The organism is Corynebacterium sp. c8Ua_99 (assembly GCF_039907185.1).
Lineage (GTDB): Bacteria > Actinomycetota > Actinomycetes > Mycobacteriales > Mycobacteriaceae > Corynebacterium > Corynebacterium jeikeium_D.
In genome coordinates, this window is sequence record NZ_JASBOG010000005.1 from 81,225 (window position 1) to 97,795 (window position 16,571).

Genomic DNA, 16,571 nt, shown 5'->3' on the forward strand with positions numbered 1-16,571 from the left:
TCCACCAAGGGCAGGCAACGACACCGTGCTTAACGATTGGAGACCGTACCGCACTTACCGGTTGTTGAGGCAAATGCTGACGGGGTGTCGATAAAAATGACACCAGGGCTTTATCCGCCCCACCTTTCGGTCGTGGTCAACCAACTCCGGCGATTGTAGCACCGTTTGCCCAGGAGAATGGAAATTGACCACGGTTTTTGTACGAAATCTCCCAGGAATCGTCACAGTAACGTGCCTATACCTACTCCGCCGCCACCTGAGGCTCATTAGGAAAATCTCGGCAGCTAGGTACGGAAGAAGCCCGCAGGGCCACCTGTTCTATGAGGTGCGCCCTGCGGGCCTCTGCCAAATCGTCGATTCGCTGCTAACTCTCGGATAGGAACGGAGCCGCAGCTTCAATAGTTGCGCGCCGCAGCGCAGCAGGATCAGGCCCAGCGGAGAGAATTGCACGCGAAATATTTGGCAGTGCAAGCCCCTTGGATTCTCCTGCCAGACGATCTACATCGGCCGGGGTTCCACCCTGAGCTCCCACACCGGGCATGAGAATGGGACCGCGCAGATCACTGAGCACCGGGGCGTCGTCAAGCGTTGCGCCAACAACAACGCCGATGCTGCCCGCCTTTGCACCAGCGTCAATCTGGCGGGCATTAATAGCGGCTGCCTGGTTGACCATGGTCTGAGCCAGACTCTCACCCGAAACCGTCGCCTTCTGTACGGACGCACCTTCCGGATTGGACGTTGCGGCCAACACGAACAGGCCGCGTCCGTTCTCCAACGCCAACGAAACCGCCGGATCAAGAGCACCGAACCCGAGGTACGGAGAAACCGTCAGAGCGTCGGCTGCCAGCGGCGAGCTATCCGACAGCCAGGCATCAGCGTATGCAGCCATCGTCGAACCGATATCGCCACGCTTGGCATCTGCAATCGACAGCGCACCGGCGTCCTTCAGATCCGCCAACGTCCGCTCCAGGACGGCAAAGCCCTTGGAACCGTAGGCTTCGAAGAACGCCACCTGGGGCTTGACGACGGCAACGATGTCACCGAACGCTTCGACGCATGTGGCGGCAAAACGCTCTAGACCGTCAGCCGAATGCGGCAACTGCCAGGCATCCAGCAGCCCCGGGTGCGGGTCGATGCCCACGCAGAGCCGACCGCGCTCGGCGACAACCTCGCTGAGGCGATCGCCGAAACCTTTGACTGTCCGCACTGCGGAACCTTCAGCTTTCGCGGTCATGTTAGGCCTGCTCCTGAGCAGCCAACTCTGCCGGGTGGAGTTCCTGCAGAGCCTTAACGCTCATCTCACCGTTGCGCAGTGCCAGAATGCCCTGCAGTGCGGCGACGGCCCCCTGAGCGGTGGTCACACAAGTTACGCCCTGGCTCACAGCAGCAGCGCGAATCTCATATCCGTCAGAGCGTGCGCCAGCAGAACCGGACGGGGTGTTGATAATGATGTCAACCTCACCGTCGCGAATCATGTCGACGATGTCGCGCTCGTCCGTCGGCGCATCGGAATCAGTCGTACGCTTTGCGACGACCTCACACTCAACACCGTTGCGGCGCAGCATACCGGCCGTACCCTCCGTTGCCAGGATGCGGAAGCCCATATCCGCCAGCGTGAGGATCGGGAAGACCAGAGTGCGCTTATCGCGGTTGGCCAGCGAGACGAAGATCGTGCCCTCGGTCGGCAGCTCACCGAAACCGGCCAGCTCGCCCTTGGCGAAAGCGGCACCAAAGTTGTCTGCCAAGCCCATGACTTCACCGGTGGACTTCATCTCCGGGCTCAGCAGGCTGTCGAGAGCGCGGCCCTCGAAGTCGCGGAAGCGGTTGAACGGCAGGACGGCTTCCTTAACCGCAATCGGAGCGTCAGCAGGCAGAGAGCCGCCGTCGAAATTGGACGGAATCATGCCCTCTTCGCGCAGTTCCGCGATAGTAGCGCCCATCATGACGCGGGACGCGGCCTTAGCCAGCGGAACTGAGGTTGCCTTGGAGACAAACGGTACGGTACGAGATGCACGCGGGTTGGCCTCGATGACGTAGAGCGTCTCGTCCTTGAGTGCGTACTGAACGTTCATCAGGCCCTTGACACCGATGCCGTGTGCCAGTGCCTTGGTGGATTCACGCACCTTGTCGATGATGCCTGCAGACAGAGTCATCGGAGGCAGCGCACACGCGGAGTCACCGGAGTGAATACCGGCTTCCTCGATGTGCTCCATAACGCCGCCGAGGTAGACCTCTTCCCCATCACACAGTGCATCAACATCGATCTCGATGGCGCTGTCCAGGAAGCGGTCAACCAGTACCGGGTGCTCATTGGACAGCTCGGTAGCGCGGTTGATGTAGTCCTCCAGAGTGGCCTCATCGTAGACGATTTCCATGCCACGGCCGCCGAGGACGTAGGACGGACGGACCAGCACCGGGTAACCGATACCAGCGGCAACCTGGCGAGCTTCTGCGAAGGAGGTGGCGGTACCGAACTCCGGCGCCGGCAGCTTGGCCTCAGCCAGCACCTTGCCGAACTCACCGCGGTCCTCAGCCAGGTCGATTGCCTCTGGGCTAGTGCCGACAATCGGAACGCCTGCGGCCTGCAGACGCTCCGCCAGGCCCAACGGAGTCTGGCCACCGAGCTGAACAATGACGCCTGCGACCTTTCCGGACTGGCTCTCAGCGTGGTAGACCTCGAGGACATCCTCGAAAGTCAACGGCTCGAAGTAGAGGCGATCTGCGGTGTCGTAGTCGGTGGAAACCGTTTCCGGGTTGCAGTTGACCATGACGGTCTCGTACCCAACCCGGGAGAGCTCGAGCGCCGCGTGGACACAGGAGTAGTCGAACTCAATACCCTGGCCGATGCGGTTAGGACCGGAACCGAGGATGATGACCTTTTCCTTCTCGGTCTGCGGGGCGACCTCGGACTCAGCAGCCGGGTCCAGCTCGTATGCCGAGTAGTGGTACGGAGTCTGTGCTTCGAACTCGGCGGAGCAGGTATCGACAGTCTTGAATACCGGGTGGATGTTCAGGCGCCAGCGCAGCTCGCGCACGCCGTCTTCCCCGGCCAACTCCGGACGCAGCGCAGCAATCTGGGCGTCGGACAGGCCCCAGTACTTAGCCTCACGCAGCAGGTCGGAGGTCAGCACCGGAGCGTCGATAAGCTCCTTGCGGATATCCTGCAGGTTTTCCATCTCAGCGATAAACCACGGATCCAGGCCGGAAGCTTCGTGGATCTGCTCGATGGAAGCACCCAGACGCTGAGCCAGCTCAACGTCGTAGATGCGACCTTCAGTCGGACGCTTCAGGTCCTCAAGGACAGCGTTGACATCGTTTGCGCGCTCACCTGCGAAGTCCTCATCCGGAACAGTCCAGAAACCAGCTGGCTTGTTCTCCAGCGAGCGCATGACCTTACCGAGCGCGCCGATGTAGTTGCGGCCGATAGCCATGGCCTCACCGACGGACTTCATGGTGGTGGTCAGCGTATCGTCAGCACCTGGGAACTTCTCGAAAGCAAAGCGTGGAGCCTTGACAATCACGTAGTCCTGCACCGGCTCAAACGCAGCTGGGGTTTCACCGGTGATGTCGTTGGTGATCTCATCGAGGGTGTAGCCGATAGCCAGCTTGGCAGCGATCTTTGCAATCGGGAAACCGGTTGCCTTGGAAGCAAGCGCCGACGAGCGGGAGACGCGCGGGTTCATCTCAATGGTGATGATGCGGCCGTCATTCGGGTTGATGGCGAACTGGATGTTACAGCCACCGGTGTCAACGCCGACCTCACGCAGAATTGCGATGCCCTGGTCACGCATGGTCTGGAACTCGCGGTCGGTCAGAGTCATCGACGGAGCGACAGTCACCGAGTCACCAGTGTGGACACCGAGGGCATCAACGTTTTCAATGGAGCAGACCACGACAACGTTGTCGTCGCCATCGCGCATGAGCTCGAGCTCAAATTCCTTCCAGCCGAGGATGGACTCCTCGATCAGAACATTGGCCTCGGGCGATGCGGCCAGGCCGCCACCTGCAATACGGTCGAGGTCTTCCTGGTTGAAGGCCAGACCGGAACCCAGACCGCCCATGGTGAACGACGGGCGCACAACGACCGGAAGACCGAGCTCTGCAACAGTCTCATGGACTTCTTCCATGTTGTGGCAGACGCGGGAACGAGCGGATTCGCCACCAATCTTGGCGACGATGTCCTTGAACATCTGGCGATCCTCACCGCGCTGAATGGCCGGAATATCAGCACCAATCAGCTCGACATTGTACTTCTCCAGAATGCCCTCGCGGTCCAGCTGAATGGCTGCGTTTAGTGCAGTCTGGCCACCGAGAGTTGCCAGGACAGCGTCAATCGGGTTGCCCTCTGCAGCTTCCTTGGCCAGGATCTTTTCGATGTACTTGGTCTCAATCGGCTCGATGTAGGTGGAGTCTGCGAACTCCGGGTCGGTCATAATCGTTGCCGGGTTGGAGTTAACCAGCGTGACTCGCAGGCCCTCTTCGCGCAGCACGCGGCAAGCCTGGGTGCCGGAGTAGTCGAACTCGCAGGCCTGACCGATAACAATCGGGCCGGAGCCGATAACCAGTACGTGGTTGATGTCTGTACGACGTGGCATGGTGTTAGGTCCCTTAGCCCTTTCCTACTTGTTCGAGTTTCCGGTTGCGGACTTGTTGAAATCGACCTGCTGGATCAGCGCCAGGAAGTCATCAAAGAGAGAGTGCGCATCGTGCGGGCCGGCTGCGGACTCCGGGTGGTACTGCACAGAAAAGGCCATGCCGTTCTTCAGTGCGACACCTTCCACGACGTCGTCGTTAAGGCAGGTGTGCGTAACCTCTGCCTCGCCCCACGGGGTATCGAAACTCTCGCCGGCCTTGCCTTCAAGTGCGAAGCCGTGGTTCTGAGCGGTGATAAAAATACGGCCAGTGCGGTGGTCCTTCACCGGAACATTGACGCCGCGGTGACCGAAGACCAGCTTGTAAGTATTCAGGCCGAGTGCGCGGCCAAGAATCTGGTTACCGAAGCAGATACCGAATAGCGGCATGCCGTCATCGAGGGCAGCCTTGGCGACCGCAACCATCTCATCAGCAGTTGCCGGGTCACCCGGGCCGTTGGACAAGAAGACACCGTCCGGCTGGTATTCCTTCTTAATATCTTCGTACGGAGTGTTAGCCGGAACAACTACGACTTCCAGGCCACGCTTAGCCAGCTCACGCGGGGTGTTGGACTTGATGCCCAGGTCGTAGGCCACAACACGTGCCTTCTTCTCCCCCTGTGGTTCCACGACATAGGCCTCATCGGTGCTGACCTCGCGAGCCAGATCCGCGCCCTTCATCGCAGGCTGAGCGCGAACGATTTCCACCAGCTTATCGACGGGCTGCTGTGCGTCCTCACCGGAGAAAATACCAGCGGCAATCGAGCCATTGTCGCGCAAATGGCGAACCAGCGCGCGGGTATCAATCTGGCGGATACCGATGATGCCCTGTGCCTTCAGTTCATCTTCCAAGCTGCGCTCCGAGCGCCAGTTGGAGGGAATGCGCGACAAATCGCGGATAATAAAGCCAGCTGCCCAAATCTTGTTTCCGCGGGACTCGTAGTCCTCATCGTTCCAACCGGTGTTGCCGATCTGTGGTGCGGTAGCCACAATCAGCTGGCGGTGGTAGGACGGGTCCGTCAGGGTTTCCTGGTAGCCCGTCATAGCGGTGGTAAAAACTGCCTCACCCAGGGTTGTACCGGTGGCGCCGAAACCGCGTCCGCGGAACACTCGGCCATCTGCCAATACCAGGACTGCCGCTGTAGCGGCCGCGGCCTGCGACTCGTTGCTCACGTTATTGCCTTTCAGTTGGGTAGCGTGCGAGGAATTTACATTAATCATACGGGACGCATGTGAATGTTTATGCGTTGACATGAATATTATCCAGCGACCTCTCCGTTAAGAGCGGTCACCTTACCGCGCAGCACGGTAGCTGCCACGGACACGGCCATCTCCATTTCCTCATATGGAGTGTTCTCAGACTTCGACGCCAGGTCTTCACCGCGGACCGTCCACTTTTTGCCCGGGTCAACAACGGTCAGGTTGGCAGGCTCACCGACAGCAATCGGACGGCCGTGCCCCGGTAGCTTCACGATTTGAGCGGGACGCTCACTCATGACCTTGGCCAGCCAGCGCCAATCACAATCGCCCTTCAAAACGAACTCTTCGGCGATGATTGGCATCGAGGTCTCCAGACCAAGCATGCCGGGCTTAGCGTGCTCGAACTCGCAGCACTTTTCTTCAGAGCCGTGCGGAGCGTGGTCGGTAGCGACACAGTCAATGATCCCGTCAATCAGAGCCTGACGCAGAGCCAGGGTGTCGCGCTGCTCGCGCAGCGGCGGATTGACGCGGTAGACGCCGTCGTAGGTCTCCAACTTCTCATCGGTGAGAATCAGGTGATGCGGGGTAACCTCGGCGGTCAGCGGAATATCATGCTCTTTTGCCCACTTGACCAGCTCAACCGTGCCTTCGGTGGAAGCGTGGCAGATGTGCATGCGTCCGCCGTAGTCGCGAGCCATAATGGCATCTCGGGCCACGATGGACTCCTCAGCTACGCGCGGCCACCCGGTCAGGCCGAGTCGTGCGGCGGTCGGACCTTCGTGAGCCGATGCATCTGCGGTCAGACGCGGATCTTCGCAGTGCTGCGCCAGCAATACGTCTTCGCCGCGGGCGTATTCAATCGCGCGGCGCATAATCAGCGGATTGTCAACGCACTTACCGTCATCGGAGAACATGCGTACCTTCGCCTGCGAGTCTGCCATCATGCCGAACTCAGTCAGCGTCTCGCCCTTCAGCCCCTTAGTAATGGATCCGACCGGGTGAACGTCGCAGAGGTTCAGCGCCTGGCCCTTGAGCCACACCGACTCAGCAATCGAGGGGTCATCGGTTACCGGCGCGGTATTGGCCATAGTGAACACTGCGGTGAAACCACCGCGTGCTGCGGCAGCGGAACCAGTGGCCAGGGTTTCCGTATCTTCACGGCCCGGCTCCCGCAGGTGCACATGGATGTCAACCAGGCCTGGCAAGAGAACGAGGGAGTCGAACTCCAGGACCTCTACCCCGTCCTCGGCCGTGAGATTTTCACCAATCTCAGCGATGACGCCATCTTCAATCAGAACGTCGACATCTTCGCCTTCACCGTAGGGACGCACACCCTTCAGCAGCAGCTGTCCCCTCGCGGACGCTGCCAGCGGTCCTACCTCGGGGTACGAGGCTTCGTCATACTCATTGCGATTCGACATTTATGCCTGCCCTTCCAAGTTGACGGAAACACCTGAGGTCAGCAGTGTGAAAAGAACTGCCATACGGACGTGGACACCGTTGGCTACCTGCTGCAGCACGGCAGTGCGCGGCAGATCAGCGACGGCATCGTTAATTTCCATGCCACGAAGCATCGGGCCTGGGTGCATCACAATGCAGTCGTCGCGAAGCATCTTCTCGCGAGCCTTCGACAGCCCGTAGCGAGTGGCGTATTCGCGATGGGATGGGAAGAAGCCTCCGTTCATGCGCTCCTGCTGAACGCGGAGCATCATCACGGCATCAGCATCGCGGATCTCGTCTTCCATGCGGTAGGCAACACGCACCGGCCAGGTCTCGATGCCAAACGGCAGCAGCGTCGGTGGCGCGACGAAGACGACCTCGGCGCCGAGCTTGCTTAGCAGATCGGCGTTAGAGCGAGCGACGCGAGAGTGCAAAATATCGCCAACGATGACGACCTTGCGCCCCTCAATTCCACCGAGGCGCTGACGCAACGTCACCGCATCCAGGAGAGCCTGCGTCGGATGCTGGTGCTTTCCGTCACCCGCGTTGATGATCGATGGGCCGTTGCCAAATTCCTCAGTCCACTTGGCGATCAGCTGTGCCGCGCCCGACGATGGGTGCCTAACGACGATGGCATCGCCGCCGATAGCATCCAAAGTCAGCGCGGTGTCTTTCAGACTCTCGCCTTTCTTCACAGAGGAAGAGGAAGCCGAGATATTAATAACATCGGCGCTCATCCACTTACCCGCAGTCTCAAAAGAAGAGCGGGTACGCGTGGAGTTCTCGTAAAAGAGGTTGTAAATAGTGCGGCCGCGCAGGGTCGGCAGCTTCTTAATTTCCCGACCGCGGATGACCTCCTTGAAACGATCGGCCTCATCCATCAGGCCGACAATTTCATCCTTGGTCAAATCCGCAATGCTAATCAGGTGTTTCACTGTTCCTCCGCCCGGGTGAGAATAACCGCGTCACGGCCGTCAAGTGCCTCTACCAGCACATCGACGTCTTCGTCGCGGGAAGTTGGCAGATTCTTACCGACGTAATCGGCGCGAATTGGTAGTTGACGATGACCACGATCAACCAGCACTGCAAGCTGAATTACTCGCGGGCGACCGATGTCAGCAATAGCGTCGAGTGCGGCGCGAATCGTGCGACCTGAGAAGAGGACATCGTCTACGAGAACAACGGTGGTGCCGTCGATTCCGGAGTTTGGAATGTTCGTGGGCTGCAGGGCGCGGTGTGGGCCCTTGCGCAAGTCATCTCTGTACAGGGTGATATCAAGCGATCCAGTTTCCGGGCGAATGCCGGAGAACTGTTCAATCAAATCGGCTAGCTTCTCCGCCAGCGGTACGCCACCAGATGGAATGCCGAGGAGAACTACGCGCCCAGCATTTGGGCTATCCAGCGCAGTTTTTTCAATAATTTGGTGCGCGATGCGCGCGATGGTACGTGCAACTTCGTCTGCATTGAGCAGCTCGGTTGTTTGCGGCGTTCCTTCGCTCATCGTGACCTCCTTCCCCGCCTCTCAGTGCGGTCCGTTAAAGGATGTCTTGATTGTGGATATTTGATTATCAGTTTGCGTGACCCGCAACTACGGTCGCGGTGCAAACTTCCGCTGACCAGAATAGCACTCACACTTAAATTGCCTCTAAATGCAACAAAACTCCAAGCCCCCAAAAAAGGGACTTGGAGTTTCAGACAATCCGCGAGAACCGACTGCGATCGGTTCGCAGTGAGCCCGGCCGCTTTGATTGGCTAGGACCCGTTCTCGCTCTTAGCCACGTCTTCAGCCACCAGCTTGGCAATATCGCTCATGTCCAGGCCGGTAATCTTAGCCATCTCATCGGAGTCAGCCAGTGCCTTGTCAGCTTCCTCATTTGCAGCAGCCTGTGCCTGAATAGCCTCGTCGAACTGGGACTCGCCCACCGAAGTGCTAACAGCTGCTGCTGCCAGGCGTGCCTGGTCGGCAATCTTGGCCTCGGCATCGAGAACTGCGTTGATGTACGGTGCCGCCACATCAGTGGAGTATTCCGATGCCAGCTCAACGCCTTCCACCACGGCCACACGCGGAGGCACGTCGGAGTTGTAGAACAGCTCCCAGGTGGAAAGACGCAAAATAGCACGGTCGACTGCCGGTAGGCGACGCAGCGGCCACTCCTCCGTCAGGTACGAAGAAATCGTCGAGTCGATACCGATAATTTCCGCAGCTACACCGCGCACGATCTGCTCGGTGTACTCCGCAATTGGATTCACATCCAGATCGGGATTACGGACCATTTCCAGCCGCTCTTCAAGAAGCTTGACGACGTCGACGCCTCGCTGCTCGGCCTCAAATAGCAGATCTACCGCACGACGGCGCGCACGGTAGCGCGCGCCGTGGCGCTTGTAGTTAGGTTCGCGAACTTTCGCGGACTCCTGCGCATCCGGGGTCTCGACGGACTTGTGATCCTTTTCAGTCATGGATGTGTATGTATCGCTCTCAACAAAAGGGTGAACTAGATGAGGGAATTAGTGGTTGACGCGGGACAGGTAGGAGCCGTCACGGGTGTCGACCTTCAGTACGTCGCCGGTTTCGATGAACAGCGGCACCTGAATCTCAGCGCCAGTCTCCAAAGTTGCCGGCTTGGTGCCACCGGTGGAGCGGTCGCCCTGCAGACCCGGGTCGGTCTGCTCAACCTTCAGTTCAACCGAAACAGGCATTTCAGCGAAAAGAACGTTGCCCTCATGGAAGGACACCTGGCAGGTGGTTTCCGGAAGCAGGAACTTAGCACCCTCCGGCATCTGAGCGTCCAGGATGGAAATCTGGTCGTAGGTCTTGTCGTCCATGAAGACGTATCCTTCACCGTCGTGGTACAGGTACGTCATGTCGCGGCGGTCGACGGTAGCAGTCTCAATCTTGACGCCAGCGTTGAAAGTCTTGTCAACAACCTTGCCGGTCAGAACGTCCTTCAGCTTGGTGCGGACGAATGCCGGACCCTTACCTGGCTTGACGTGCTGGAACTCCACGATCTGCTGAAGCTTGTTGTCGTGCTTGATAACTAGACCGTTTTTAAAATCTGCAGTGGTAGCCAACTAAACTCTCCTGAAATTGTTAAAAAGCTCTCTGACGAAACCACGATACTCCGTATCTCATCGAGAGAAAAATAAAACGCCGTGATGTTAGGCTCGCGGTTTCGGCAGCTGCGTAATAATTTCCGGCTCGGTGTCGGTGATAATCAACGTATCTTCGATGCGCACACCGCCGAACCCCGGCACATAAATACCAGGCTCGATGGTCAACGTCATGCCAGCTGCCAACTTCCCCTTGCCGGTGCGACCAGCAAATGGAGCCTCATGCACCTCAATACCGATTCCGTGGCCGGTGGAATGAACGAAGTGCTCCCCATAACCAGCCTTTTCAATAATGTCCCGGCTTGCTGCGTCTACAGCCACAACATCAGCCCCTGGCACGGCCGCTTTTACGCCAGCCAGCTGGGCTTCCAGCACGACATTGTAAATCTCTCGGGCCTTCTCGTCTGCGAACTCCACCCCGTCAACAATCGCGCCGTCCAAATCCGACGACGTATTGTTCGGATCGTTTTCGCTTGACGACGTTCCCGCCTCACCGGCAAAGAGGGTACGTGTCATATCTGAGTTGTAGCCCCCGGCAAAGGCGCCAAAGTCAATAGTGACCAGGTCACCTGCCTCGATTACGCGATCTTCCGCTCCGTGGTGTGGCTTGGCGGAATTCGGGCCGCTCGCGACAATCGTGTCGAAGCTTGGCCGATCGGCGCCATGCATGCGCATGCGGTACTCCAACTCTGCGGCGACTTCGCGCTCCGTGCGGCCGGCGACCACGATGCCGTCGTGAAGCAAGTCCTCGAATGCGCGGACCGCGATGTCGGCGACGTGGCGCAGAGCGACGAGTTCCGTATCAAACTTGACCTCCCGCAGTTTAGAGACGACGCCCGTAGTCGATACCAGCTCGAGTGCCTGTGGCCGGGCATCCTCTAGCTCTTGATAAGCGGCCATAGTGAGGAACTCAGATTCAACACCAAGACGCGAGATATCCAGCTTTCGGCATTGACCGACGAGTGCCACGCCAGTGTTGCGAGCGGTGAGTAACTCCACGTCCGGTGCCTGCTTGCCAGCCTGAACCGTATAGCGGCCGTCGGTGGAAAGCAGCGCTTCCCCACTGGCCGCAACAATCAAACCAGCATTCGAGCCGTGGAATCCCGTAAGCCAGCCAACATGCGTCGGGTCGACTGTGAGGAAACCGTCGCAGTCGTTGTCGGACAATGCGTCGATAAGAGCAGCTCGGCGGGCGGCGTAGTTCGTGGAGATATCTGTCATAGTGTCGTACTCACCCTTCTCAGTGCCATGGAATAGCCATCAGTTCCGCACCCGACGATAACGCCCGCGGCAAGCGCTGACAGGTACGAGTGGTGCCGAAACTCCTCCCGGGCGTGAATGTTTGAAATATGGACCTCGTGGAAGCCCGCACCGTCGGCAACTTCGGCAAGCGCGTCACGCAGGGCGACGGAGGTGTGTGTCAACCCTCCTGGATTGATAATGACTGGCCAACCGTAGTCGGCAGCTTCATGAACCCACTCGATGAGTTGACCTTCATAGTTGGATTGGCGGCAATCCACTACGACGCCAAGCTCCTTGGCCAGGGTGCGAAGTTCAGATTCGACATCGGCTAAAGTAGTGGCTCCGTAAATTTCTGGCTGACGCTTGCCCAGACGATCGAGGTTCGGGCCGTTCAGAACAAGCACGGTCGGAATCGCCGCTGTGGCATCCGTTGCTGCGCGAAGAGAGGTCATGAGCGGGTTGACTCCTCCGATGCGGCCTGCCCATTGTTGCAGAGCAGTTCGTACGCACGCTCGAGGTCATCCATGCCCGGGCCTTCAAGACGGGCTGTTTCACCGGGGTTTTCTAGAATAACGAATCGGATCGCACCGTCGCGGTTCTTCTTATCCCTGGTCATCGCATCGTAGAGCTCGGTAAAACGACCTGTCTGGTAGGTCGTTGGCAGACCAATGGACTCTAGGATGCGACGGTGACGGTCTACGAGTTCCTGATCAATATGTCCGGTAATCTTGGCCAGCTCAGCAACATAAACCATGCCTACAGCTACGGCGTGGCCATGGCGCCAGCGGTAATTTTCAAAGTGCTCAACGGCATGACCGAAAGTGTGGCCATAGTTCAGGATCTCGCGGAGGCCAGATTCCTTCAGATCCTCAGCGACCACGCGTGCCTTGACAGCAATCGCGCGCTCGACCAGTTCTGGCAGGTCACCGTCAACATCGAGGCAGGCCTGCGGGTTTGCCTCGTAAAGATCGAGAATCTTCGTGTCCGCGATAAATCCAGCCTTGATAATCTCTGCCGAGCCCGCGATCAGCTCGGCCTTCGGCAAGGTGCGCAGGACATCAAGGTCACAGAACACCGCGGCAGGCTCGTGGAAAGCGCCGACCAGGTTCTTGCCGGCTGCAGTGTTGATACCGGTCTTACCGCCGACAGCTGCGTCGACCATGCCGAGCAGCGTCGTCGGGACCTGGATAACCTTCACTCCACGCATCCACGCGGCGGCGACGAATCCACCGAAGTCTGTGGCTGCACCGCCGCCAATCGCGATTACTGCATCACGCCGGCCCAGACCGCGTTCACCAAAAGTGTCCCAAACTGTTTCAGCAACTGCGAGCGTCTTGCCCTCCTCCGCATCCGGAACCTGGATGCTAAAGGCATCGACTCCTTTGTCCGCCAGAGCCTTGATGACGCCGAAGCTCAGCTCTTGAACGCTCTCCTGGTGAATCACCGCAACCTGGGAGGCAAACGTAGCGGCCTCCGCAATCTGCTCGGTGAGTCCATGCCCCATGGTCACCGTGTACGGCGATGGGCCTTCAACACGGATTGTGCGGGTTGAGTTCATTGTCAGTCCCTAGTCGTTAGCGTAAGAAATGTATGGAGTTGCTGGTTATACGGCAGTGATTAGCTGCCGCCTTTTAAGAGTCGCCAGTTAAGCCTCGTCGCAGGTTTCATCGAGGTAACTGAGGATCTCGGCCACAACGCGCTGCGGGGAACGTTCGTCGGAACGCACCTTGAAAGTGGCTGCATCTTCGTAGAAAGCGCGGCGAGCCTCATAGAGCGCGCGGTAATGAGCCTCAGGGTCATCCGCCTGGAGCACCGGGCGGGAATTGTTACCCGCTGTACGACGGACCCCCTCTGCAATGCTGATCTCGAGGTAGACGACGTTATGGTCTGCCAGCAGGTCACGGGTCGCCTGCGAAATCACGGCACCACCGCCAAGTGAGACGATTCCGTCGTGGGTCAGAGCCTCCGCCACGATTTGTTCCTCGATACGGCGGAATTCCGGCTCTCCCAGCTCGGAAAAGACTTCCCCACAAGTCTTGCCCATGCGCTGTTCAATCATCTCATCGGTATCGGTGAGTCTTGTGCTCAATGCACGAGACAGTCGACGACCGATGGTGGACTTTCCCGATCCGGGCGGTCCGACAAGGACAATAGTAGGAACGGACATTCCCCTCGTTTTACCCTTCTTCGTGTGCGCGACTGTGGCGCTATTTCCAATCAAGGCGACGTCGAGTCTGCTCCAAGTAGCCCTCAACGTTACGCTTGGTTTCCTCCAGGCTATCGCCGCCAAACTTTTCCATCACTGCACGCGCCAGTACCAGCGCGACCATTGCCTCTGCGACAACACCGCCGGCCGGGACCGCGCAGACATCAGAGCGCTGGTGGATTGCGGTAGCTGCATCGCCGCTGGCCATATCGACGGTCTTCAGCGCACGCGGAACGGTCGAAATTGGTTTCATCGCAGCACGCACAACGAGAGGTTGAGCATTAGTCATGCCACCCTCCAGGCCACCGGCGCGGTTAGTTTCCCGATCCACGCCGTCGTCGGTACGCACCATTTCATCGTGAGCCTCGGTGCCACGGCGACGGGCTTCCTCAAAACCGTCGCCGATCTCCACGCCCTTGACGGACTGAATTCCCATCAAGGCAGCCGCAAGCTGCGAATCCAGACGGGCATCACCGGAAATGTGCGATCCCAGACCCACCGGCAGACCGTGGACAACGACCTCGACGATGCCACCGAGGGTGTCGCCCTGCTTCTTGGCGGCCTTGATTTCGTCAATCATCGACTCCTCCGCAGCTGCGGAGAATGCACGCACTGGCGACTCGTCAATCTTGTCCTGATCAGCGAAGGTCGGCAGTGGCCCCTCGTAGGGCTCCGAACGACCGATGGAAATAACGTGGCTGACAACTTCCACACCGAGAGTCTCACGCAGAATTGAGCGTGCCACAACCGATGCCGCCACACGTGCTGCAGTCTCGCGAGCCGATGAACGCTCCAGGATGTTTCGAGCATCGGTGTGGTTGTACTTCAGCATGCCGTTGAAATCGGCATGCCCCGGGCGCGGGCGGGTTAAGGTGGCGCCACGAGCTGTATCCAAAACAACTGGGTCAACTGGATCCGGGCTCATGACCTCAGTCCACTTGGGCCATTCGGAGTTGCCGACCATAATGCCAATCGGCGATCCCAGCGTCTCACCATGTCGAATGCCAGTCAGCAGGGTGACCTCATCAGCCTCAAACTTCATTCGCGCCCCGCGACCATAGCCGAGGCGGCGGCGTGCGAGGTGGCGTGATACGTCATCTGTAGTCAGGGGAAGTCCGGCTGGCGCGCCTTCTACGAGAGCGATAAGCGCTTTGCCGTGAGATTCACCCGCGGTAGTCCAACGAAGCATAGGTATCATAATGTCACGTTTGCCGTACTTCTTGTGCATTTGGGGGCATACAAGTTTCAAATATGCCCCAATTCATCGCCCCTGGTCTACCGCTTCAGGGGACTTGTAGGTACCCTCCGCTTATCCCCCACACAATGGCGGTTGCTGCAAGCATCGCAGGCCCATGAGGCACGCTCGCCGGCACAGGCGTTGTTTTCACTTTACGATGGTCACCCCAGCCCCGCTTTCCCGCGGTGACTCCTGCCATGAGGAGAGTGAGTCCGGCAGCCAACAGAATTGCCACTGCAATCCAAATTGCTGTCGCCACTGGCTCGCCCGATACCAGACCGACACCGCCCCCGAGAATTGCTGCGAGCTTCACATCTCCAGCCCCCATAGAGCGTGGGTTGAAGATGAAGACTGCTACATAGAGGCCAAACCAGAGGCCTATTCCTGTTCCTATGGCTGCGACTGCACTGGCGAGATTGTCAGCCAAGGTGCTCTTTTGCTGGAGCACCATTCCAGTGGTTGTTATCAGACCCACTGCCCCTAGCACTAACCACCAGTTCGGTAGTCGTCTCCGAGTCACATCCAACCAGCAGCCAATACCGCCCCAGCCGAGTACAAGCATCACGACTAGGAAATAGAAAACCCGGTCAAGGTAGACCGGGTCAATCCTGTGCTGTCCAATCGGAGACAGCCCTATCTCAGTTATTCCCCACCCCATAACTTTGGGATTGTAACGGTTGTGAACTAGTTCGGCAGCGCTGCACGCATCGCCTCGACATCGGGAGTGCGTCCAGTAAACTGCTCAAACTGTCCCACCGCTTGATGTAGCAACATGGACAATCCACCGACCGCCTGTGTCCCTCCGCGTTCCGCTGCTTTCACAAGTGGGGTTGGCCAGGGATTGTAAATGACGTCGAGAATCTTCGGTGCTCGAGCGAGGTAGCCAGCAACCGACTCAATTGCGGCTGACGGCACCGTAGAGACCAGCACGTCGGCATTACCAGCAATATCTGCCAGGTTTGGAACATCAAAAGTCACCCAAACAAATTCCATCCCCAGCGCGGCAGCTAATGGTTCAATGTCATATGCGCGCTCGGAGCGCGCTACTACGGTCACATGATTGACCCCCAGCTGCGACAGCGCCCAAAGTGCCGGCCGTGCTGTGCCACCGGCACCAACAACAACGGCGCGGCCACGTGGTGCGTTCGTGCAGTCTATCTCGCGCAGTGCTCCCAGTACGCCGTCGCCATCGGTGTTGTCGGCAAACCAGACCGAATCGCGACGGACCAGAGTGTTCGCTGAACCTATGAGCCGTGCGCGCTCACTGACTTCATCCGCGAAGTCCAGCGCGGCAAACTTGTCAGGCATCGTGACGGAAAATCCCTGGAAACAGGGGTCTGCTCCACCAACGACGTCGGCAAGTTCTTCGGCGTTGCAGCGAATGCGGTCATAGTGCCAGTCATTCATTCCCGCAGCGCGGTAACCGGCGTTGTGAATAGCCGGCGAGTACGAGTGATCAATCGGATCTCCCAGCACGGCTGCGCGATGAGTTATAGGCATAGGAGTT

At 58.6% G+C, this 16,571-nt stretch carries 14 protein-coding genes; all 14 read right to left on the reverse strand.

Going from position 1 to position 16,571, the window contains the following annotated elements; genetic code table 11:
- Nucleotides 1–364 precede the first annotated feature (364 nt).
- Nucleotides 365–1,234: an orotidine-5'-phosphate decarboxylase gene (pyrF, locus tag QKE19_RS04400; RefSeq protein WP_049172959.1), complete on the reverse strand. Its 870-nt coding sequence runs from the start codon at nucleotides 1,232–1,234 to the stop codon at nucleotides 365–367.
- 1 nt (nucleotide 1,235) lies between these two features.
- Entirely contained in the window at nucleotides 1,236–4,595 is a 3,360-nt protein-coding gene (gene carB, locus QKE19_RS04405) for a carbamoyl-phosphate synthase large subunit (protein WP_049193726.1), read from the reverse strand.
- Nucleotides 4,596–4,619: 24 nt separating this feature from the next.
- Nucleotides 4,620–5,804 (reverse strand): glutamine-hydrolyzing carbamoyl-phosphate synthase small subunit, encoded by a 1,185-nt coding sequence (carA, locus tag QKE19_RS04410; protein ID WP_101687876.1) that lies wholly within the window; start codon nucleotides 5,802–5,804, stop codon nucleotides 4,620–4,622.
- An 86-nt stretch (nucleotides 5,805–5,890) separates the two neighbouring features.
- Nucleotides 5,891–7,252, reverse strand: coding sequence for a dihydroorotase (locus tag QKE19_RS04415; RefSeq protein WP_049193729.1), 1,362 nt, complete (start codon nucleotides 7,250–7,252; stop codon nucleotides 5,891–5,893).
- Nucleotides 7,253–8,206, reverse strand: a complete 954-nt coding sequence (locus QKE19_RS04420) for an aspartate carbamoyltransferase catalytic subunit (protein ID WP_347890466.1) — start codon at nucleotides 8,204–8,206, stop codon at nucleotides 7,253–7,255. It abuts the gene before it with no gap.
- A complete protein-coding gene (gene pyrR, locus QKE19_RS04425; RefSeq protein WP_016422708.1) occupies nucleotides 8,203–8,772 on the reverse strand; it encodes a bifunctional pyr operon transcriptional regulator/uracil phosphoribosyltransferase PyrR in 570 nt (189 codons plus the stop codon). The genes QKE19_RS04420 and pyrR overlap by 4 nt, the downstream gene beginning before the upstream one ends.
- Before the next feature lie 251 nt (nucleotides 8,773–9,023).
- The gene (gene nusB, locus QKE19_RS04430; RefSeq protein ID WP_016422707.1) at nucleotides 9,024–9,728 is read right to left on the reverse strand and encodes a transcription antitermination factor NusB; all 705 of its coding nucleotides are present in this window, start codon (nucleotides 9,726–9,728) and stop codon (nucleotides 9,024–9,026) included.
- A 48-nt stretch (nucleotides 9,729–9,776) separates the two neighbouring features.
- Nucleotides 9,777–10,340, reverse strand: a complete 564-nt coding sequence (gene efp / locus QKE19_RS04435) for an elongation factor P (protein ID WP_016422706.1) — start codon at nucleotides 10,338–10,340, stop codon at nucleotides 9,777–9,779.
- A gap of 87 nt (nucleotides 10,341–10,427) precedes the next feature.
- Complete coding sequence (locus QKE19_RS04440; protein WP_347890467.1) at nucleotides 10,428–11,600, reverse strand: aminopeptidase P family protein; 1,173 nt, start codon at nucleotides 11,598–11,600, stop codon at nucleotides 10,428–10,430.
- Nucleotides 11,597–12,073, reverse strand: coding sequence for a type II 3-dehydroquinate dehydratase (gene aroQ, locus QKE19_RS04445; protein ID WP_070602576.1), 477 nt, complete (start codon nucleotides 12,071–12,073; stop codon nucleotides 11,597–11,599). Before aroQ ends, QKE19_RS04440 begins: the two co-directional genes overlap by 4 nt.
- A complete protein-coding gene (gene aroB / locus QKE19_RS04450; RefSeq protein WP_070602574.1) occupies nucleotides 12,070–13,179 on the reverse strand; it encodes a 3-dehydroquinate synthase in 1,110 nt (369 codons plus the stop codon). Before aroB ends, aroQ begins: the two co-directional genes overlap by 4 nt.
- 87 nt (nucleotides 13,180–13,266) lie before the next feature.
- The gene (locus tag QKE19_RS04455) at nucleotides 13,267–13,788 is read right to left on the reverse strand and encodes a shikimate kinase (protein ID WP_048731844.1); all 522 of its coding nucleotides are present in this window, start codon (nucleotides 13,786–13,788) and stop codon (nucleotides 13,267–13,269) included.
- A 40-nt stretch (nucleotides 13,789–13,828) separates the two neighbouring features.
- Complete coding sequence (gene aroC / locus QKE19_RS04460; RefSeq protein WP_187400145.1) at nucleotides 13,829–15,016, reverse strand: chorismate synthase; 1,188 nt, start codon at nucleotides 15,014–15,016, stop codon at nucleotides 13,829–13,831.
- A 732-nt stretch (nucleotides 15,017–15,748) separates the two neighbouring features.
- A complete protein-coding gene (locus QKE19_RS04465) occupies nucleotides 15,749–16,564 on the reverse strand; it encodes a shikimate dehydrogenase (RefSeq protein ID WP_347890468.1) in 816 nt (271 codons plus the stop codon).
- Nucleotides 16,565–16,571 lie beyond the last annotated feature (7 nt).